The organism is Blastococcus carthaginiensis, assembly GCF_030731085.1.
In the GTDB taxonomy this organism is placed as follows: domain Bacteria; phylum Actinomycetota; class Actinomycetes; order Mycobacteriales; family Geodermatophilaceae; genus Blastococcus; species Blastococcus carthaginiensis.
The window spans coordinates 478,313-496,421 of the sequence record NZ_JASNFN010000001.1; the positions used below are offsets into that span (position 1 = coordinate 478,313).

The following is an 18,109-nucleotide window of genomic DNA, read 5'->3' on the forward strand; positions in this document are numbered from 1 at the left end:
GGGGTCACACCTTGCTCGACGTCAACTTCTTCGACGAGCTCCGCATCGGGCTGGCCACCGGCGACGACATCCGCCAGTGGAGCCACGGTGAGGTGAAGAAGCCCGAGACCATCAACTACCGGACCCTGCGTCCGGAGAAGGACGGTCTCTTCTGCGAGAAGATCTTCGGTCCCACCCGGGACTGGGAGTGCTACTGCGGCAAGTACAAGCGCGTCCGGTTCAAGGGCATCATCTGCGAGCGCTGCGGCGTCGAGGTCACCCGCGCCAAGGTGCGCCGTGAGCGGATGGGCCACATCGAGCTGGCCGCGCCGGTCACCCACATCTGGTTCTTCAAGGGTGTGCCGTCCCGCCTGGGGTACCTGCTCGACCTGGCACCCAAGGACCTCGAGAAGATCATCTACTTCGCGGCCTACATGATCACCTCGGTCGACGACGAGGCGCGCCACCGCGACCTCCCGACCGTCGAGGCCGAGATCAGCGCCGAGAAGTCGAACCTGGAGAACCGGCGCGACGCCGACGTGGAGGCCCGCCAGCAGAAGCTGGAGGCCGACCTCGCCGAGCTCGAGGCCGAGGGCGCCAAGTCCGACGTGCGCCGCAAGGTGCGCGAGGGCGGCGAGCGCGAGATGCGCCAGCTGCGCGACCGCGCCCAGCGGGAGATCGACCGCCTCAACGAGGTGATGGACACCTTCCGGAAGCTCGAGGTCAAGCAGCTCATCGCCGACGAGGGGCTCTACCGCGAGCTGCGCGACCGCTTCGGTGAGTACTTCGAGGGCGGCATGGGTGCCGCGGCGCTGCAGAAGCTGCTCTCGGGCTTCGACCTCGACGCCGAGGCCGCCTCGCTGCGCGAGACCATCCGCAGCGGCAAGGGCCAGCGCAAGCTGCGGGCCCTCAAGCGGCTGAAGGTCGTCGCGGCGTTCCAGCAGACCCGCAACTCGCCCATGGGCATGGTGCTGGACTGCGTCCCGGTCATCCCGCCGGACCTGCGCCCGATGGTGCAGCTCGACGGTGGCCGCTTCGCGACCAGCGACATGAACGACCTGTACCGCCGTGTGATCAACCGCAACAACCGGCTGAAGCGTCTTCTCGACCTCGGCGCACCCGAGATCATCGTGAACAACGAGAAGCGGATGCTCCAGGAGTCCGTGGACGCGCTGTTCGACAACGGCCGTCGCGGCCGGCCGGTCACCGGCCCGGGCAACCGTCCCCTGAAGTCCCTGAGCGACCTGCTCAAGGGCAAGCAGGGCCGGTTCCGCCAGAACCTGCTGGGCAAGCGCGTCGACTACTCCGGCCGTTCGGTCATCGTGGTCGGCCCGCAGCTGAAGCTGCACCAGTGCGGCCTGCCCAAGCAGATGGCCCTGGAGCTGTTCAAGCCCTTCGTCATGAAGCGGCTGGTCGACCTCAACCACGCGCAGAACATCAAGTCCGCCAAGCGGATGGTCGAGCGCGCGCGCCCCGTCGTCTGGGACGTGCTGGAGGAGGTCATCACCGAGCACCCGGTCCTGCTGAACCGGGCGCCGACGCTGCACCGCCTGGGCATCCAGGCCTTCGAGCCGCAGCTGGTCGAGGGCAAGGCCATCCAGATCCACCCGCTGGTCTGCACCGCGTTCAACGCGGACTTCGACGGTGACCAGATGGCGGTGCACCTGCCGCTGTCGGCCGAGGCCCAGGCCGAGGCCCGGATCCTGATGCTGAGCTCGAACAACATCCTGAGCCCGGCCGACGGTCGCCCGATCACCGCGCCGACCCAGGACATGGTGCTCGGCCTGTACCACCTGACCACCCTGGTGCCCAGCCGGCACGAGGCCGACGGCGGCAAGCCCGCGGCCTACGCCTCGGCTGCCGAGGCGCTCATGGCCTTCGACATGGGCGCCCTGGCGCTGCAGGAGCGGGCCTACATCCGCCTCGACGAGGTCTTCGGCGTCGACAACGGCAAGGTCAACGAGCCGTGGGAGCAGCCGGAGGACTGGGCACCGGGTCAGCCCGCGATCGTCGAGACCAGCCTGGGCCGGGTGCTGTTCAACGAGGCCCTGCCCGAGGACTACCGCTTCGTCAACTACCAGGTGCCGAAGAAGGAACTCGGGGCGATCGTCAACGACCTCGCCGAGCGCTACCCCAAGGTGCAGGTCGCGGCGACGCTGGACGCCCTCAAGGCGGCCGGGTTCCGCTGGGCGACGCGGTCGGGCGTCACCATCGCCATCGACGACGTCGTCACCCCGCCGGCCAAGCAGGAGATCCTGGAACGGCACGAGGCCGAGGCGCTGAAGATCGAGAAGCAGTACGAGCGCGGCGTCATCACCGACGCCGAGCGTCGTGGCGAGCTGATCGAGATCTGGACCCGCGCGCGGGCCGAGGTCAGCCAGGCGATGGTCGACAACTTCCCGACCACCAACCCGGTCTGGGTCATGGTCAACTCGGGTGCCCGGGGCAACATGATGCAGATCAGCCAGATCGCCGGTATGCGCGGTCTGGTCGCCAACCCGAAGGGCGAGATCATCCCGCGGCCCATCAAGGCCAACTTCCGGGAGGGTCTGACGGTGCTGGAGTACTTCATCTCCACGCACGGTGCCCGCAAGGGTCTGGCCGACACCGCGCTGCGGACCGCTGACTCCGGGTACCTCACCCGTCGTCTGGTGGACGTCTCGCAGGACGTCATCATCCGCGAGGAGGACTGCGGCACCGACCGCGGCGTCCTCATGCCGATCGGCACGCTGGTCGACGGCGTGGTCACCCGTGACGCGCACGTGGAGACCAGCGTCTACGCCCGCGCCCTCTCCGCCGACGTGGTGGCCGAGGACGGGACGGTCATCGCCCCGGCCAACGCCGACCTGGGTGACGTGCTCATCCAGACGCTGGTCGACGCCGGCGTCGCGGAGGTCAAGGTCCGCTGCGTCCTGACCTGCGAGTCGCTGCTCGGCACCTGCGCCACCTGCTACGGCCGGTCGCTCGCGACCGGCAAGCTGGTGGACGTCGGCGAGGCGGTCGGCATCATCGCCGCCCAGTCGATCGGTGAGCCCGGCACCCAGCTGACGATGCGCACCTTCCACACCGGTGGTGTCGCGGGTGAGGACATCACCCACGGTCTGCCGCGTGTGGTGGAGCTCTTCGAGGCCCGCGTCCCCAAGGGCAAGGCCCCGATCGCCGAGCTGGCCGGCACGGTCCGGATCGAGGACGGCGAGCAGTTCCGCAAGCTCACCATCACCCCGGACGACGGCTCCGACGAGGTCGTCTACGACAAGCTGTCGCGTCGCTCGCGGCTGCGGGTCGAGGACGGCGCCCACGTCGAGGTCGGCGAGCAGCTCACCGAGGGTGCGGTCGACCCGCACGAGGTGCTGCGGATCATGGGCCCCCGCGAGGTGCAGCTGCACCTGGTCCGCGAGGTCCAGGAGGTCTACCGGTCGCAGGGTGTGTCGATCCACGACAAGCACATCGAGGTGATCATCCGCCAGATGCTGAAGCGGGTGACGATCATCGACTCGGGCGCGACGGAGTTCCTGCCCGGTGCGCTCGTGGAGCGGACCATCTTCGAGACCGAGAACCGCCGCGTCGTCGCCGAGGGGGGCGAGCCGGCCTCGGCCCGTCCGGTGCTCATGGGCATCACCAAGGCCTCGCTCGCGACCGAGTCGTGGCTGTCGGCCGCCTCCTTCCAGGAGACGACCAAGGTGCTCACCGACGCCGCGATCCAGGGCAAGAGCGACAGCCTGCTCGGCCTCAAGGAGAACGTGATCATCGGAAAGCTGATCCCGGCGGGTACGGGCATCAGCCGCTACCGGAACATCACGGTCGAGCCGACCGAGGAGGCGCGGGCCGCCGTCTACACCATGGCCGGCTACGAGGACGGGCAGTACTACAGCCCGGACGTCTTCGGCCAGGGCACCGGCGAGGCCGTCCGCCTCGAGGAGTACGACTGGCGGGGCTGACACCCCATAGGTGACGACAGGGCCCCCAGATCCGAGTCCGGATCTGGGGGCCCTTTCGTGTTGTTCGGTCACCCGGCACCCGGCCGGGGACGGCACTCGCTCGGCGTGGCCCTGGCGCGGGGCCCGGAGGGTCCCCGGCAGGGACATGGGCTGGGCTCAGCGGCGGCCGGGACGGCTCCTGGCCGCGGTGTCGTCCGGAGGACGACAGATCAGGCAGCGAGGCGCTTCATCGTCTCGACGGTGCGCAGGCGGGCCTCGCGGCTGCCGTCCAGCGGCTGCAGCATCAGCGTCGTGACCCCGGCCTCGGCGAACGCGGCGATCCGCTCGGCGACGTAGCCCTCCGGGCCGATGAGCGATGACGCCCGCACGAGCTCGTCGGGCACCGCGGCGGCCGCCTCGTCCTTCTTCCCGTCCAGGTAGAGGTCCTGGATCGTCTTCGCTTCGGCCTCGTAGCCGTACCGGACGGCGAGGTCGTTGTAGAAGTTCTTGCCGCGGGCCCCCATGCCGCCGATGTACAGGGCGAGCGCGGGCCGCACGAGGTCCAGCAGCCCCTCGACGTCGTCCCCGATCGCCACCGGCACCCCGGTGATCACCTGCAGGTCGCCCAGCGCGGCGTCGCGCTTGGCCTTGCCGGCCGCCAGCGAGTCACCCCACACCGAGGCGGCCTTCTCGGGCACGAAGAAGATCGGCTCCCACGCCTCGGCGATCTCGGCGGCCAGCTCGACGTTCTTGGGGCCGAGGGCCGCGAGCATCACCGGGATCCGCTCGCGGACCGGGGTGTTGATCAGCTTGAGCGGCTTGCCCAGGCCGGTGCCCTGCTCGGCCGGCAGCGGGATCGAGTACTTCTTCCCCTCGTGCTGCAGCCGCTCGCGGCGCCACACCTGGCGGCAGATCTCGACGATCTCCCGGGTGCGCTGCAGCGGGGCGTCGTAGGGGAGGCCGTGCCAGCCCTCGATGACCTGCGGGCCGGAGGCGCCGAGGCCGAGCGTGAACCGGCCGCCGGAGACGAAGTCCAGCCCGGCCGCGGTCATGGCCGTCAGCGCCGGGGTGCGGCTGTAGATGGGCAGGATGCCGCTGAGCAGCTCCACGCGCTCGGTCACCGCCGCGAGATAGCCCAGCTGGCTCACCGCGTCGAAGGTGTAGACCTCGGCCACCATGGCGAGGTCGAGGCCGGCGGACTCCAGGTCGCGGATCTCCGCCGCCGTCTCCTGGAAACCGCCGCTGTAGCTGGCCTGGATGCCGATCCGCACGTGCGCTCCTCTGCTCCGCGGCGCCACCGTTGGCGCCCACCGCACGGTAGCGGTCGCCGCGCGGGGGAGCGGGGGAGCTGTCGCGGCCTCCCGGACGGCGGTAGTCTCCCGTCCACCCCGGCCTGCGCCGGTCCCTCCGGTCGACGTGTCGACCGGTGTGAGGGACCCGGCTTTGACCACCTGTTCGGGCACGGGTATCGTGGTCAGCCGTGCCCAGGGTGTCCTGGGCCTGCTCCCGTTCGCGGTGCGCCTGGGTGATCAGAGGTGGCAAACCTCCTGGTCGCCGGGGACCACCTCCCGGCCCCGCCGGAAGGTGGCGCCGCCGGGGTCGCGAGGGGCAACCGAACTCGGTCTGACGTCGGACCGGTCCGGGGGAGGGCAACACGCCCGACCGCGTGGACCGGACGTGGAACACGACCGGGGTCGGGGAGGTTCCGATCAGGGGCCGGCACCCCAGCACCACCCGCAGAGCAGCAAACAGACGAGCACCACCCCAGCGCAGGTAGGAGATCCAGGCCACCCATGCCCACGATCAACCAGCTGGTCCGCAAGGGCCGCGAGGACAAGGTCGAGAAGACCAAGACCCCGGCGCTGAAGGGTTCGCCCCAGCGTCGCGGAGTCTGCACGCGCGTGTACACGACGACGCCGAAGAAGCCGAACTCGGCGCTGCGCAAGGTCGCTCGCGTCCGCCTGACCAGTGGCATCGAGGTGACCGCCTACATCCCGGGCGTCGGCCACAACCTGCAGGAGCACTCGATGGTGCTCGTGCGCGGCGGTCGCGTGAAGGACCTGCCCGGCGTGCGCTACAAGATCATCCGCGGCTCGCTGGACACCCAGGGTGTCCGCAACCGCAAGCAGGCTCGCAGCCGCTACGGCGCGAAGAAGGAGAAGAGCTAATGCCGCGCAAGGGCCCCGCGCCGAAGCGTCCGCTGGTCGCCGACCCGGTGTACCAGTCGCCGCTGGTCACCCAGCTGGTGAACAAGGTGCTGGTCGACGGCAAGCGCTCGGTCGCCGAGGCGATCGTCTACGGCGCCCTCGAGGGTGCCCGCGCCAAGACCGACACCGACCCGGTCGTCACGCTCAAGCGCGCGCTGGACAACGTCAAGCCGGCCCTCGAGGTCCGCAGCCGCCGCGTCGGTGGTGCGACCTACCAGGTCCCGGTCGAGGTCCGCGCCTCGCGCAGCACCACGCTCGGCCTCCGCTGGCTCATCCAGTACAGCCGCGCCCGCCGCGAGAAGACGATGACCGAGCGCCTGATGAACGAGCTGCTCGACGCGAGCAACGGTCTGGGTGCCGCCGTCAAGCGGCGCGAGGACACCCACAAGATGGCCGAGTCGAACAAGGCCTTCGCGCACTACCGCTGGTAACCACCAGCGCCCGCCGTCGGCGGGACTACCGGGGCGCTTCTGGATGTCGTAGCCCCGGCACCCGCACACGGACCAGATCCAAGAGGAGAAGCAATGGCCAGCAACGAGGCCCAGCTCCGCAAGACCCGCAACATCGGGATCATGGCGCACATCGACGCCGGCAAGACGACCACCACCGAGCGCATCCTCTTCTACACCGGTATCACGTACAAGATCGGTGAGGTCCACGACGGCGCGGCCACGATGGACTGGATGGAGCAGGAGCAGGAGCGCGGCATCACCATCACGTCCGCCGCGACGAAGTGCTCCTGGAACGGCCACGACATCAACATCATCGACACCCCCGGGCACGTCGACTTCACCGTCGAGGTGGAGCGCTCCCTGCGCGTGCTCGACGGTGCGGTCGCCGTCTACGACGGTGTGGCCGGTGTCGAGCCGCAGACCGAGCAGGTGTGGCGGCAGGCGGAGAAGTACGGCGTCCCGCGCATGTGCTTCGTCAACAAGCTCGACCGCACCGGGGCGAACTTCTTCCGCTGCGTCGACATGATGGTCGAGCGGCTGGCCGCCAACCCGCTGGTGCTGCAGCTGCCGATCGGCGCCGAGGCCGACTTCATCGGTGTCGTCGATCTGGTGACGATGAAGGCCCTCACCTGGCGTGGTGAGACCAAGATGGGTGAGGACTACGCCGTCGAGGAGATCCCGGCCGAGCTCGCCGACCAGGCCGCCGAGTACCGCGAGAAGCTGCTCGAGAACATCGCGGACTTCGACGACTCGCTCATGGAGGACTACCTCGGTGGCGAGGAGATCTCGGTCGACCGCCTGAAGGCGGCCATCCGCAAGGCCACCATCGGCGGTCAGGTCAACCCGGTCCTCACCGGCACCGCGTTCAAGAACAAGGGCGTGCAGCCCCTGCTCGACGCCGTCGTGGAGTACCTGCCCAGCCCGCTGGACATCGAGGCCATCGTGGGCACCGCCCTCGACGGTGAGACCGAGGTCCTCCGGCACGCCGACGAGGACCAGCCGTTCTCGGCGCTGGCGTTCAAGATCCAGACGGACCAGCACCTGGGCAAGCTGACCTACATCCGGGTCTACTCGGGCCGGCTCGACGCGGGCTCCCCCGTGCTGAACAGCACGAAGGACCGCAAGGAGCGGGTCGGGAAGATCTACCAGATGCACGCCAACAAGCGCGAGGAGCGCGCGGGCGTGGGCGCCGGCCAGATCGTCGCGGTCAACGGGATGAAGCAGACCACGACCGGTGACACCCTCTGCGACCCGCAGAAGCCGGTGATCCTCGAGTCGATGAGCTTCCCCGCTCCGGTCATCTCGGTCGCCATCGAGCCGAAGACCAAGAGCGACCAGGAGAAGCTCGGCACCGCGATCCAGAAGCTCGCCGAGGAGGACCCGACCTTCCAGGTGAAGCTGGACGAGGAGACCGGTCAGACGGTCATCTCCGGCATGGGCGAGCTCCACCTGGAGATCCTGGTCGACCGCATGCGCCGCGAGTTCAACGTCGAGGCGAACGTCGGCAAGCCGCAGGTGGCCTACCGCGAGACGATCCGCAAGGCCGTCGAGCGCTACGACTACACCCACAAGAAGCAGACCGGTGGCTCGGGCCAGTTCGCGAAGGTGCAGATCGCCATCGAGCCGCTCCCCACGGGTGGCGACTCGGCGACCTACGAGTTCGAGAACAAGGTCACCGGTGGTCGTGTCCCGAAGGAGTACATCCCCTCGGTCGACCAGGGCATGCAGGACGCCATGCAGTACGGCATCCTGGCCGGCTACCCCATGGTGGGCGTCAAGGCCAGCCTGCTCGACGGCCAGTACCACGAGGTCGACTCCTCGGAGATGGCCTTCAAGATCGCCGGATCGATCGCCTTCAAGGAGGCCGCGCGCAAGGCCGACCCGGCCCTGCTCGAGCCGCTGATGGCGGTCGAGGTCACGACGCCCGAGGACAACATGGGCGACGTCATCGGCGACCTGAACTCCCGCCGCGGGATCATCCAGGCGATGGAGGAGCGCTCCGGCGCCCGCGTCGTCCGGGCCCTGGTCCCGCTGTCGGAGATGTTCGGCTACGTGGGCGACCTGCGCAGCCGCACCCAGGGACGGGCGAGCTACTCGATGGTGTTCGACTCGTACGCCGAGGTCCCGGCCAACGTCGCCAAGGAGATCATCGCCAAGGCGACCGGCGAGTAACCGGAATGCGGGCGGTTCCGCCCGCGCTCCCCGAGCACAGCCCGCAACCCCCAGAGCACGCACCACCTGCGTAACCACGAGGAGAGGAACCCAGTGGCCAAGGCCAAGTTCGAGCGGACCAAGCCGCACGTCAACATCGGCACCATCGGGCACATCGACCACGGCAAGACGACGCTGACCGCGGCGATCACCAAGGTCCTGCACGACAAGTACCCGGACCTCAACGAGGCGTCCGCCTTCGACCAGATCGACAAGGCGCCCGAGGAGAAGGCCCGCGGCATCACGATCTCGATCGCGCACGTCGAGTACCAGACGGAGAACCGTCACTACGCGCACGTCGACTGCCCCGGGCACGCCGACTACATCAAGAACATGATCACCGGTGCGGCGCAGATGGACGGCGCGATCCTCGTGGTCGCCGCCACCGACGGCCCGATGCCGCAGACCAAGGAGCACGTCCTCCTGGCCCGTCAGGTCGGCGTCCCCTACATCGTCGTCGCGCTGAACAAGGCCGACATGGTCGACGACGAGGAGATCCTGGAGCTCGTCGAGCTCGAGGTCCGCGAGCTGCTCTCCGAATACGAGTTCCCGGGCGACGACGTCCCCGTGGTCCGCGTCTCGGCGCTGAAGGCCCTCGAGGGCGACGCCGAGTGGGGCGACAAGCTCATGGAGCTGATGAACGCCGTCGACACCGCGATCCCCGAGCCGGAGCGCGAGATCGACAAGCCGTTCCTCATGCCCGTCGAGGACGTCTTCACGATCACCGGCCGTGGCACCGTCGTCACGGGTCGCGTCGAGCGCGGCATCGTCAAGGTCTCCGAGGAGATCGAGATCGTCGGTATCCGCGAGGGTTCGACGAAGACGACCGTCACCGGCGTCGAGATGTTCCGCAAGCTGCTCGACCAGGGCCAGGCCGGCGACAACGTGGGCCTGCTCCTCCGTGGCATCAAGCGCGAGGACGTGGAGCGCGGCCAGGTCGTCGTGAAGCCCGGCTCGATCACCCCGCACACCAACTTCGAGGGTTCGGTCTACATCCTCTCGAAGGACGAGGGTGGCCGTCACACGCCGTTCTTCAACAACTACCGTCCCCAGTTCTACTTCCGGACGACGGACGTGACGGGCGTCGTGACCCTGCCCGCCGGCACCGAGATGGTCATGCCGGGCGACAACACCGAGATGACGGTGGAGCTCATCCAGCCCATCGCCATGGAGGAGGGTCTCCGGTTCGCCATCCGCGAGGGTGGCCGTACCGTGGGCGCCGGGCGCGTCACCAAGATCATCAAGTAACACCCTGACGGGCGGCGGCCGGGGATCCGGCCGCCGCCCGGCCCAGGGCTGCGCGCGCCCGCCGCCGGCGCCCCCCCCGGGTCGTCGGACCCACCGGGTCAGCAGACCCACTTGATCTTTCACAACCGATCGGCAGGAGCGAGAACAGGCGATGGCGGGACAGAAGATCCGCATCCGGCTGAAGGCCTACGACCACGAGGCCATCGATGCCTCGGCGCGGCGCATCGTGGACACGGTGACGAAGACCGGAGCGCGCGTCGTCGGCCCGGTGCCGCTGCCGACGGAGAAGAACGTGTACGCCGTGATCCGGTCTCCGCACAAGTACAAGGACTCCTTCGAGCACTTCGAGATGCGGACCCACAAGCGGCTCATCGACATCCTCGACCCGACGCCGAAGACGGTCGACGCGCTCATGCGCATCGACCTGCCGGCCTCGGTCGACGTCAACATCCAGTAAGGGCAGTCAGCAGACATGGCGAGCACATTTCGTGGTCTCCTCGGCGAGAAGCTGGGGATGACCCAGGTTTTCGACGAGAACAACCGCCTCGTGCCGGTGACCGTCGTCAAGGCGGGCCCGTGTGTGGTGACCCAGGTGCGCACCCCCGAGGTCGACGGCTACTCCGCCGTCCAGCTCGGGTTCGGTGAGATCGACCCGCGCAAGGTGAACCGTCCCGAGGGCGGGCACTTCACCAAGGCGGGCGTGACGCCGCGGCGCCACCTGGTGGAGCTGCGCACCTCCGACGCGGGGAGCTACACGGTCGGCCAGGAGCTGACCACCGAGGTGTTCGACGGCGTCGCGAAGGTCGACGTCATCGGCACCAGCAAGGGCAAGGGCACCGCCGGCGTCATGAAGCGTCACGGCTTCAAGGGCCTCGGGGCGGCGCACGGCACCCAGCGCAAGCACCGGTCGCCGGGCTCCATCGGTGGCGCCTCGACGCCGGGCCGCGTCTTCAAGGGCCTGCGCATGGCCGGCCGCATGGGTGCGGTCAAGACCACGACCCTGTCGCTGGTCGTCCACAAGGTGGACGCCGAGCGCGGTCTGCTGCTGATCAAGGGCGCCATCCCCGGCCCGAAGGGCGGCCTCGTGCTCGTCCGTTCGGCCGTCAAGGGCGGCCCCGTGGGGAGTGACGACAAGTGACCTCATCGACCGAGACGCGCACCGACCGCCAGGTCGACGTCCGCACCCCGGCGGGGGAGACCTCCGGCAGCGTCACGCTGCCCGGTGAGCTCTTCGACGCCAGCGCGAACGTCTCCCTGATGCACCAGGTCGTCGTCGCCCAGCTGGCTGCCGCCCGCCAGGGCACGCACGCCACGAAGACGCGGGGCCAGGTCAGTGGTGGTGGCGCCAAGCCGTACCGCCAGAAGGGCACCGGCCGCGCCCGCCAGGGCTCGACCCGCGCGCCGCAGTTCGCCGGCGGTGGCACCGTCCACGGCCCGCAGCCGCGCAACTACGAGCAGAAGACCCCGAAGAAGATGAAGGCCGCCGCCCTGCGCGGTGCCCTCTCCGACCGGGCCCGCGAGGGCCGGGTGCACGTGGTCTCCGCGTTCGTCGACGGCGACGCCCCGAAGACGAAGGCCGCCCTCGCGACGCTGAACGCCGTCACCCAGGCCAAGCGCGTCCTCGTGGTCCTCGACCGCGACGACGTCCTCAACTGGGTGAGCCTGCGCAACGTGCCCGAGGTGCACCTGATCGAGGCCGGTCAGCTCAACACCTACGACGTGCTCGTGTCCGACGAGGTGATCTTCACCGAGACGGCGCTGGCGGAGTTCGTGGCGGGCCCGGCCAAGGGCAAGCGCTTCGGCGCCGACCTGCCCGACCTCGCCACCCACGAGATCCCGGGTGGCATCCCGTCCATCGCCCCCGCCGCCGGCGAGGGCACCGTCGAAGAGACCACCGAGGAGAAGGCATGAGCGTCCGCGACCCCCGGGACGTCCTGCTCGCCCCGGTCATCTCCGAGAAGAGCTACGGCCTGCTCGACGGCAACCAGTACACGTTCATCGTGCGGCCGGATGCCAACAAGACGCAGATCAAGATCGCGGTCGAGCAGATCTTCAAGGTGAAGGTCCTCGGCGTGAACACGATCAACCGCCAGGGCAAGCGCAAGCGCAGCCGCGGCGCGCAGATGGGCAAGCGCAAGGACACCAAGCGCGCCATCGTCTCCGTGGCTGCCGGCGACCGCATCGAAATCTTCGGTGGTCCCGGCGCCTGACGCGCCGGAACCGTTCGGACCAGAGATAGAGGACTGAGTCAGCAATGGCTATCCGCAAGTACAAGCCGACGACGCCGGGCCGCCGCGGCTCCAGCGTCGCCGACTTCGCCGAGGTCACGCGAGACCACCCCGAGAAGTCGCTGGTCCGACCGCTGCACGGTCGTGGCGGGCGCAACGTGCACGGGAAGGTCACCGCTCGTCACCAGGGCGGTGGTCACAAGCGCGCGTACCGGGTGATCGACTTCCGCCGGGCCGACAAGGACGGCGTGCCGGCCAAGGTCGCGCACATCGAGTACGACCCCAACCGCACGTCGCGGATCGCGCTCCTGCACTTCGCCGACGGCGAGAAGCGCTACATCATCGCGCCGGCGCGGCTGAAGCAGGGCGACGTGGTCGAGTGCGGCCCCGCGGCCGACATCAAGCCGGGCAACAATCTGCCGCTGCGGAACATCCCCGTCGGCACCGTGGTTCACGCCATCGAGCTCCGTCCCGGTGGCGGCGCGAAGATCGCCCGGTCCGCGGGTACCAGCGTCCAGCTGGTCGCCCGTGAGGGCCGGTTCGCCCAGCTGCGCATGCCGTCGGGCGAGATCCGCAACGTCGACGTGCGCTGCCGCGCGACCGTCGGCGAGGTGGGCAACGCCGAGCAGTCGAACATCAACTGGGGCAAGGCCGGCCGCATGCGGTGGAAGGGCAAGCGCCCGACCGTCCGCGGTGTCGCCATGAACCCGGTGGACCACCCGCACGGTGGTGGTGAGGGCAAGACCTCCGGTGGTCGCCACCCGGTGAACCCGAAGGGCAAGCCGGAGGGCCGGACGCGCAAGCGGAAGGCCAGTGACGCCCTGATCGTGCGCCGCCGGCGCGCCAACAAGAAGCGCTGAGCCCGGGTAACCGGCGGTAGAGGAGAGCCGAATGCCACGCAGCCTGAAGAAGGGCCCGTTCGTCGACGACCACCTGCTCAAGAAGGTGGACGCCCAGAACGAGAAGGGCACCAAGAACGTGATCCGTACCTGGTCACGCCGCTCGACGATCATCCCGGACATGCTCGGCCACACCCTCGCGGTGCACGACGGCCGCAAGCACGTCCCGGTGTTCGTCACCGAGGCGATGGTCGGGCACAAGCTCGGGGAGTTCGCGCCCACGCGCACCTTCCGCGGGCACGTCAAGGACGACCGCCGCTCGCGGCGGGGCTGACCAGGTAGAGAGAGATTCAGATGACTTCCCAGTTGGGACAGGAGGCGCCGGTCGCCCGGGCTACGGCCCGGTTCGTCCGCGTGACCCCCATGAAGGCCCGCCGCGTGGTGGACCTGATCCGCTACCTGCCGACCGACGAGGCGCTGGCGCTGCTGCGCTTCGCCCCGCAGTCGGCGAGTGAGCCGGTCGCCAAGGTCGTCGCCAGCGCGGTGGCCAACGCCGAGCACAACCTGCAGCTGGACCCGGCCGCACTCGTGGTCAGCGCGGCGTACGTCGACGAGGGCCCGACGCTCAAGCGGATCCGTCCGCGTGCGCAGGGCCGGGCGTTCCGCATCAACAAGCGGACGAGCCACATCACCATCGAGGTGAGCGAGGTGGCCAGCAGCGCCGTCCTCGCGCAGAAGTCGCGCAAGGCGCGCCGGGACACCGGCCAGTCGGGCCCGGCCACCCAGCAGTCCACCAGCAACACGAGGGGAGGGACCCGATAGTGGGTCAGAAGGTCAACCCGCACGGGTTCCGGCTCGGGATCACCACCGACTACAAGTCCCGGTGGTACGCGGACAAGCTGTACAAGGGCTACGTCAAGGAAGACGTCGCGATCCGCAAGCTCATGTCCAAGGGCATGGAGCGGGCCGGCATCTCCAAGGTGGAGATCGAGCGCACCCGTGACCGGGTCCGCGTCGACATCCACACCGCCCGCCCGGGCATCGTCATCGGCCGCCGCGGCGCCGAGGCCGACCGCATCCGCGGGGAGCTCGAGAAGCTCACCGGCAAGCAGGTGCAGCTGAACATCCTCGAGGTCAAGAACCCCGAGTCCGACGCCCAGCTGGTCGCCCAGGGCGTCGCCGAGCAGCTCTCCAGCCGGGTCAGCTTCCGCCGCGCGATGCGCAAGGCCATGCAGTCGGCCCAGCGCAGCCCGCAGGTCAAGGGCATCCGGGTGCAGTGCTCGGGTCGCCTCGGCGGCACGGAGATGAGCCGCTCGGAGTTCTACCGCGAGGGCCGCGTGCCCCTGCACACGCTCCGCGCGAACATCGACTACGGCATCTACGAGGCCCGCACGACCTTCGGTCGCATCGGCGTCAAGGTGTGGATCTACAAGGGCGACGTCAGCGGCTCGCGCGCCGAGCGGGAGGCCCTCGAGGCCCTCGCCCAGCGTCAGCAGCGCCGTGAGCGCGCTCAGCGGCCCCAGCGCCGCTCGGGCTCCTCGGGCACCACCGCGGGTGGCACCGAGGCCGGGCGCGCCGCCGTCGAGTCCTCCACCGGGCCCGTCGCCGACACCACGACGGCGGCTGCCGAGAGCACTGTCGCGCAGACCTCCGGCGAGGCCGCGTCCGAGCAGACCATCGCTCAGGCCGCGGGTCCCGAGGCTACTGCGGCCGCCGAGACCACGGCTGCCGACAACACGGCGACCGAGAACACGGAGAGCTGAGCCATGCTCATCCCACGGCGCGTCAAGCACCGCAAGCAGCACCACCCGAGCCGCTCCGGCCGGGCCAAGGGCGGCACCGAGATCAACTTCGGTGAGTACGCCATCCAGGCCCTGGAGCCGGCCTACGTCACGAACCGGCAGATCGAGTCGGCGCGTATCGCGATGACCCGGCACATCCGTCGTGGCGGGAAGGTGTGGATCTCGATCTACCCCGACCGTCCGCTGACCAAGAAGCCCGCCGAGACCCGCATGGGTTCCGGTAAGGGCTCGCCCGAGTGGTGGGTGGCGAACGTCAAGCCCGGCCGCGTGCTGTTCGAGCTGTCCGGTGTCGCCGAGCCCGTGGCCCGCGAGGCCATGCGCCGCGCGATCCACAAGCTGCCGATGAAGTGCCGCTTCATCACGCGTGAAGGAGAAGTGTGATGGCCGCTGGTCTGACCGCTCCCGAGCTGCGCGAGCTCTCCGTGGATGAGCTCGCCTCGCGGCTGCGCGAGTCGAAGGAAGAACTGTTCAACCTGCGGTTCCAGGTGGCCACCGGCCAGCTGGACAACAACCGGCGACTGCAGACCGTCCGCCGCGACATCGCCCGGATCTACACGATCATGCGCGAGCGCGAGCTGGGTCTCTCGGTCGCCCCGAACGAGGGTGTGGCATGAGCGAGACCCAGCAGTCGTCCGGCCCCGGCCTGGCCGGCCGTGGCTACCGCAAGGTCCGCGAGGGCCTCGTCGTCAGCGACAAGATGGAGAAGACCATCGTCGTCGAGGTCGAGGACCGCGTGAAGCACGGCCTGTACGGCAAGGTCATCCGCCGGACCAGCAAGCTGAAGGCCCACGACGAGCAGGGGGTCGCCGGCGTCGGTGACCGCGTGCAGATCATGGAGACCCGGCCGGCGTCGGCCACCAAGCGGTGGCGGCTGGTCGAGGTCATCGAGAAGGCCAAGTAAGAGGCGGCCCTCCGGGGTCGCGACGGGTAGGAGTACCCTGGACGACTGGCGCGCACCTCATCGCTGTCGAGGTGGTCGCGCGCCGCATCCCGGTACCCGTGCTTCGGACGCACCGGCGGCAGCAGCCGCCGGTGCGTCCGCACGCGAGTGCCGGACAGCCGGTTCACCGTTCCGGCCCGGCTGTCACCACAAGTATTGGGGAGTAGGACGTGATCCAGCAGGAGTCGCGGCTGCGAGTCGCCGACAACACCGGTGCGAAGGAGATCCTCTGCATCCGGGTTCTCGGTGGCTCCGGGCGACGCTACGCGGGCATCGGCGACATCATCGTCGGCACCGTGAAGGACGCGCTGCCGGGTGCCGGCGTCAAGAAGGGCGACGTGGTCAAGGCCGTCGTCGTCCGCACGGTGAAGGAGCGGCGTCGTCCCGACGGCTCCTACATCCGCTTCGACGAGAACGCCGCGGTCATCATCCGCGACAGCGGCGACCCGCGCGGTACGCGCATCTTCGGGCCCGTCGGCCGGGAGCTCCGCGACAAGCGCTTCATGCGGATCATCTCGCTCGCCCCGGAGGTGCTGTGATCATGGCTGCCGCCAGCAACGGCAAGACGCCGTCGATGAAGGTCAAGAAGGGCGACACCGTCCTGGTCCTGTCCGGCAAGGACAAGGGCGCGAAGGGGCGTGTCATCGCCGCCTACCCCAAGCGCCAGCGCGTGCTGGTCGAGGGTGTCGGCCGCGTGCGCAAGCACACCCGCATCAGCTCGAACCAGCGCGGCGCCCAGCAGGGCGGGATCGTCACGCAGGAGGCGGCCATCCACGCGAGCAACGTGATGGTGGTCGACTCCGAGGAGAAGCCGACCCGGGTCGGCTACCGCAAGGACGAGGAAGGCCGCAGCATCCGGGTCTCGCGGCGCACCGGTAAGGACCTCTGAACCTCATGAGCGCACCCACCCGTGAGCTGCCCCGCATGCTCGCCCACTACCGCGAGACGATCGTGCCCGCCCTCCAGTCGGAGTTCGGCTACGACAACGTCATGCAGATCCCGCGCCTGACGAAGATCGTCGTCAACATGGGCGTCGGCGAGGCCACCCGCGACGCCAAGCTGATGGACGGCGCGGTCCGCGACCTCACCGCCATCACCGGTCAGAAGCCGGCCGTCGTCCGGGCCCGCAAGTCCATTGCGCAGTTCAAGCTGCGCGAGGGCATGCCGATCGGCGCGAAGGTCACCCTCCGCGGCGACCGCATGTGGGAGTTCCTCGACCGCCTGCTGTCGCTGGCCCTGCCCCGCATCCGTGACTTCCGCGGCCTGAACGCCAAGCAGTTCGACGGCAACGGCAACTACACGTTCGGGCTGACCGAGCAGTCGATGTTCCGCGAGATCGACGTCGACAGGATCGACCGTCCCCGCGGCATGGACATCACCCTGGTCACCACCGCGACCAACGACGAGGAGGGTCGCGAGCTGCTCCGCCAGCTCGGCTTCCCCTTCGCCGGCCAGCCCGTCGTCACGACCGTCCGCTGAGCCGGGCAGGAGAGAAGAGATGGCCAAGAAGGCGCTGATCAACAAGGCAGCTCGCACCCCGAAGTTCAAGGTGCGCGGCTACACCCGCTGCCAGCGGTGCGGACGCCCGCACTCGGTCTTCCGCAAGTTCGGCCTGTGCCGGATCTGCCTGCGGGAGATGGCCCACGCCGGGGAGCTCCCGGGCGTGCGCAAGTCCAGCTGGTGAAGGACCCCGTCCTCCCCACCCCTCGCAAGCTCAGGGTGGGACCCGGGACGGGGCCGGCGCGGGCGGACCGCACAGCAGTAACTGTCCACTAGGCACCACCGATCGCCGAGAGGCCCGGCGCCAAGTCCCTGAGACCCGGCGCACGAGGAACCGCGGCGAGAGAGGCACCACACACGTCATGACCATGACCGACCCGATCGCAGACATGCTGACGCGTCTGCGCAACGCCAACCAGGCGTACCACGACTCCGCGGTCATGCCGTCGTCGAAGTTGAAGACGCACATCGCCGAGATCCTCCAGCAGGAGGGTTACATCGCCGGCTGGCGCGTGGACGACGTCGACAAGGACGGCAACCCCTTCAAGCAGCTGGTCGTCGACCTGAAGTACGGCCCCAACCGCGAGCGCAGCATCGCCGGGGTCCGCCGGGTCTCCAAGCCCGGTCTGCGGGTGTACGCGAAGTCCACCGCACTGCCCAAGGTGCTCGGCGGCCTCGGCGTGGCGATCATCTCGACCTCGACCGGGCTGCTGACCGACAAGCAGGCGAACAAGAAGGGCGTGGGTGGGGAAGTCCTCGCCTACGTCTGGTAAGAGGAGCGAGCGA

Annotated in this window: 22 protein-coding genes; 21 read left to right on the forward strand and 1 reads right to left on the reverse strand. The window is 69.3% G+C overall.

All coding sequences use genetic code 11. The features are described 5' to 3' along the window. Window positions 1-11 precede the first annotated feature (11 nt). Window positions 12-3,917, forward strand: coding sequence for a DNA-directed RNA polymerase subunit beta' (locus QOZ88_RS02340; RefSeq protein WP_305998203.1), 3,906 nt, complete (start codon window positions 12-14; stop codon window positions 3,915-3,917). Between the two features lie 209 nt (window positions 3,918-4,126). On the opposite strand, the gene QOZ88_RS02345 is transcribed toward QOZ88_RS02340, so the two are convergent. Then, complete coding sequence (locus QOZ88_RS02345) at window positions 4,127-5,167, reverse strand: LLM class F420-dependent oxidoreductase (protein ID WP_305998204.1); 1,041 nt, start codon at window positions 5,165-5,167, stop codon at window positions 4,127-4,129. Between the two features lie 522 nt (window positions 5,168-5,689). On the opposite strand from QOZ88_RS02345, the gene rpsL reads away from it, so the two are divergent. From rpsL to rpsH, 20 genes are all read left to right on the forward strand, one after another. After that, window positions 5,690-6,064 (forward strand): 30S ribosomal protein S12, encoded by a 375-nt coding sequence (gene rpsL, locus QOZ88_RS02350; RefSeq protein WP_012950487.1) that lies wholly within the window; start codon window positions 5,690-5,692, stop codon window positions 6,062-6,064. Beyond that, window positions 6,064-6,534 carry a 30S ribosomal protein S7 gene (gene rpsG, locus QOZ88_RS02355; protein ID WP_091929116.1) on the forward strand — a complete coding sequence of 157 codons (471 nt, stop codon included), beginning with the start codon at window positions 6,064-6,066 and terminating at the stop codon, window positions 6,532-6,534. The genes rpsL and rpsG overlap by 1 nt, the downstream gene beginning before the upstream one ends. Before the next feature lie 93 nt (window positions 6,535-6,627). Beyond that, the gene (gene fusA / locus QOZ88_RS02360; RefSeq protein WP_305998205.1) at window positions 6,628-8,727 is read left to right on the forward strand and encodes an elongation factor G; all 2,100 of its coding nucleotides are present in this window, start codon (window positions 6,628-6,630) and stop codon (window positions 8,725-8,727) included. 93 nt (window positions 8,728-8,820) lie between these two features. Then, window positions 8,821-10,014 carry an elongation factor Tu gene (gene tuf, locus QOZ88_RS02365; protein ID WP_246982518.1) on the forward strand — a complete coding sequence of 398 codons (1,194 nt, stop codon included), beginning with the start codon at window positions 8,821-8,823 and terminating at the stop codon, window positions 10,012-10,014. A gap of 151 nt (window positions 10,015-10,165) precedes the next feature. Continuing rightward, on the forward strand, window positions 10,166-10,471 hold the full coding sequence (rpsJ, locus tag QOZ88_RS02370; RefSeq protein WP_091929113.1) for a 30S ribosomal protein S10: 306 nt from the start codon (window positions 10,166-10,168) through the stop codon (window positions 10,469-10,471). A 15-nt stretch (window positions 10,472-10,486) separates the two neighbouring features. Then, window positions 10,487-11,152 carry a 50S ribosomal protein L3 gene (rplC, locus tag QOZ88_RS02375; protein WP_305998206.1) on the forward strand — a complete coding sequence of 222 codons (666 nt, stop codon included), beginning with the start codon at window positions 10,487-10,489 and terminating at the stop codon, window positions 11,150-11,152. Further along, window positions 11,149-11,925 (forward strand): 50S ribosomal protein L4, encoded by a 777-nt coding sequence (rplD, locus tag QOZ88_RS02380; protein ID WP_305998207.1) that lies wholly within the window; start codon window positions 11,149-11,151, stop codon window positions 11,923-11,925. The genes rplC and rplD overlap by 4 nt, the downstream gene beginning before the upstream one ends. Further along, window positions 11,922-12,224: a 50S ribosomal protein L23 gene (gene rplW / locus QOZ88_RS02385; RefSeq protein WP_091929110.1), complete on the forward strand. Its 303-nt coding sequence runs from the start codon at window positions 11,922-11,924 to the stop codon at window positions 12,222-12,224. The genes rplD and rplW overlap by 4 nt, the downstream gene beginning before the upstream one ends. A gap of 44 nt (window positions 12,225-12,268) precedes the next feature. Beyond that, the gene (rplB, locus tag QOZ88_RS02390; protein WP_305998208.1) at window positions 12,269-13,102 is read left to right on the forward strand and encodes a 50S ribosomal protein L2; all 834 of its coding nucleotides are present in this window, start codon (window positions 12,269-12,271) and stop codon (window positions 13,100-13,102) included. 31 nt (window positions 13,103-13,133) lie between these two features. Beyond that, window positions 13,134-13,415 (forward strand): 30S ribosomal protein S19, encoded by a 282-nt coding sequence (gene rpsS, locus QOZ88_RS02395; protein ID WP_091929108.1) that lies wholly within the window; start codon window positions 13,134-13,136, stop codon window positions 13,413-13,415. A 20-nt stretch (window positions 13,416-13,435) separates the two neighbouring features. Continuing rightward, on the forward strand, window positions 13,436-13,903 hold the full coding sequence (rplV, locus tag QOZ88_RS02400; protein WP_091929107.1) for a 50S ribosomal protein L22: 468 nt from the start codon (window positions 13,436-13,438) through the stop codon (window positions 13,901-13,903). Further along, a complete protein-coding gene (gene rpsC, locus QOZ88_RS02405; RefSeq protein ID WP_305998209.1) occupies window positions 13,903-14,844 on the forward strand; it encodes a 30S ribosomal protein S3 in 942 nt (313 codons plus the stop codon). Before rplV ends, rpsC begins: the two co-directional genes overlap by 1 nt. Window positions 14,845-14,847: 3 nt before the next feature. Next, window positions 14,848-15,264: a 50S ribosomal protein L16 gene (rplP, locus tag QOZ88_RS02410; RefSeq protein WP_014377986.1), complete on the forward strand. Its 417-nt coding sequence runs from the start codon at window positions 14,848-14,850 to the stop codon at window positions 15,262-15,264. After that, window positions 15,264-15,497: a 50S ribosomal protein L29 gene (gene rpmC / locus QOZ88_RS02415; RefSeq protein WP_091929105.1), complete on the forward strand. Its 234-nt coding sequence runs from the start codon at window positions 15,264-15,266 to the stop codon at window positions 15,495-15,497. Before rplP ends, rpmC begins: the two co-directional genes overlap by 1 nt. Then, entirely contained in the window at window positions 15,494-15,784 is a 291-nt protein-coding gene (rpsQ, locus tag QOZ88_RS02420) for a 30S ribosomal protein S17 (protein ID WP_091929104.1), read from the forward strand. Before rpmC ends, rpsQ begins: the two co-directional genes overlap by 4 nt. A gap of 209 nt (window positions 15,785-15,993) precedes the next feature. After that, the gene (gene rplN / locus QOZ88_RS02425) at window positions 15,994-16,362 is read left to right on the forward strand and encodes a 50S ribosomal protein L14 (RefSeq protein ID WP_305998210.1); all 369 of its coding nucleotides are present in this window, start codon (window positions 15,994-15,996) and stop codon (window positions 16,360-16,362) included. A gap of 2 nt (window positions 16,363-16,364) precedes the next feature. Next, entirely contained in the window at window positions 16,365-16,712 is a 348-nt protein-coding gene (gene rplX / locus QOZ88_RS02430; protein ID WP_454970293.1) for a 50S ribosomal protein L24, read from the forward strand. A 5-nt stretch (window positions 16,713-16,717) separates the two neighbouring features. Continuing rightward, window positions 16,718-17,302 (forward strand): 50S ribosomal protein L5, encoded by a 585-nt coding sequence (gene rplE, locus QOZ88_RS02435; RefSeq protein ID WP_454970294.1) that lies wholly within the window; start codon window positions 16,718-16,720, stop codon window positions 17,300-17,302. A 19-nt stretch (window positions 17,303-17,321) separates the two neighbouring features. Further along, window positions 17,322-17,507: a type Z 30S ribosomal protein S14 gene (locus QOZ88_RS02440; RefSeq protein ID WP_091929101.1), complete on the forward strand. Its 186-nt coding sequence runs from the start codon at window positions 17,322-17,324 to the stop codon at window positions 17,505-17,507. Between the two features lie 178 nt (window positions 17,508-17,685). Then, entirely contained in the window at window positions 17,686-18,096 is a 411-nt protein-coding gene (gene rpsH / locus QOZ88_RS02445) for a 30S ribosomal protein S8 (protein WP_091929100.1), read from the forward strand. The last annotated feature ends 13 nt before the right edge of the window (window positions 18,097-18,109 follow it).

Excerpts from the sequence above, each read along its gene's own strand:
- rpsG (WP_091929116.1), top strand. The coding sequence starts at position 6,064 with ATGCCGCGCAAGGGCCCCGCGCCGAAGCGTCCGCTGGTCGCCGACCCG.
- rpsJ (WP_091929113.1), top strand. The coding sequence starts at position 10,166 with ATGGCGGGACAGAAGATCCGCATCCGGCTGAAGGCCTACGACCACGAG.
- rplB (WP_305998208.1), top strand. The coding sequence starts at position 12,269 with ATGGCTATCCGCAAGTACAAGCCGACGACGCCGGGCCGCCGCGGCTCC.
- rpsH (WP_091929100.1), top strand. The coding sequence starts at position 17,686 with ATGACCATGACCGACCCGATCGCAGACATGCTGACGCGTCTGCGCAAC.
- rplW (WP_091929110.1), top strand. The coding sequence starts at position 11,922 with ATGAGCGTCCGCGACCCCCGGGACGTCCTGCTCGCCCCGGTCATCTCC.
- rplE (WP_454970294.1), top strand. The coding sequence starts at position 16,718 with ATGAGCGCACCCACCCGTGAGCTGCCCCGCATGCTCGCCCACTACCGC.
- rpsS (WP_091929108.1), top strand. The coding sequence starts at position 13,134 with ATGCCACGCAGCCTGAAGAAGGGCCCGTTCGTCGACGACCACCTGCTC.
- rpmC (WP_091929105.1), top strand. The coding sequence starts at position 15,264 with ATGGCCGCTGGTCTGACCGCTCCCGAGCTGCGCGAGCTCTCCGTGGAT.
- rplP (WP_014377986.1), top strand. The coding sequence starts at position 14,848 with ATGCTCATCCCACGGCGCGTCAAGCACCGCAAGCAGCACCACCCGAGC.
- rpsQ (WP_091929104.1), top strand. The coding sequence starts at position 15,494 with ATGAGCGAGACCCAGCAGTCGTCCGGCCCCGGCCTGGCCGGCCGTGGC.
- rplV (WP_091929107.1), top strand. The coding sequence starts at position 13,436 with ATGACTTCCCAGTTGGGACAGGAGGCGCCGGTCGCCCGGGCTACGGCC.
- QOZ88_RS02440 (WP_091929101.1), top strand. The coding sequence starts at position 17,322 with ATGGCCAAGAAGGCGCTGATCAACAAGGCAGCTCGCACCCCGAAGTTC.
- rpsL (WP_012950487.1), top strand. The coding sequence starts at position 5,690 with ATGCCCACGATCAACCAGCTGGTCCGCAAGGGCCGCGAGGACAAGGTC.
- rplC (WP_305998206.1), top strand. The coding sequence starts at position 10,487 with ATGGCGAGCACATTTCGTGGTCTCCTCGGCGAGAAGCTGGGGATGACC.
- rplX (WP_454970293.1), top strand. The coding sequence starts at position 16,365 with ATGGCTGCCGCCAGCAACGGCAAGACGCCGTCGATGAAGGTCAAGAAG.
- fusA (WP_305998205.1), top strand. The coding sequence starts at position 6,628 with ATGGCCAGCAACGAGGCCCAGCTCCGCAAGACCCGCAACATCGGGATC.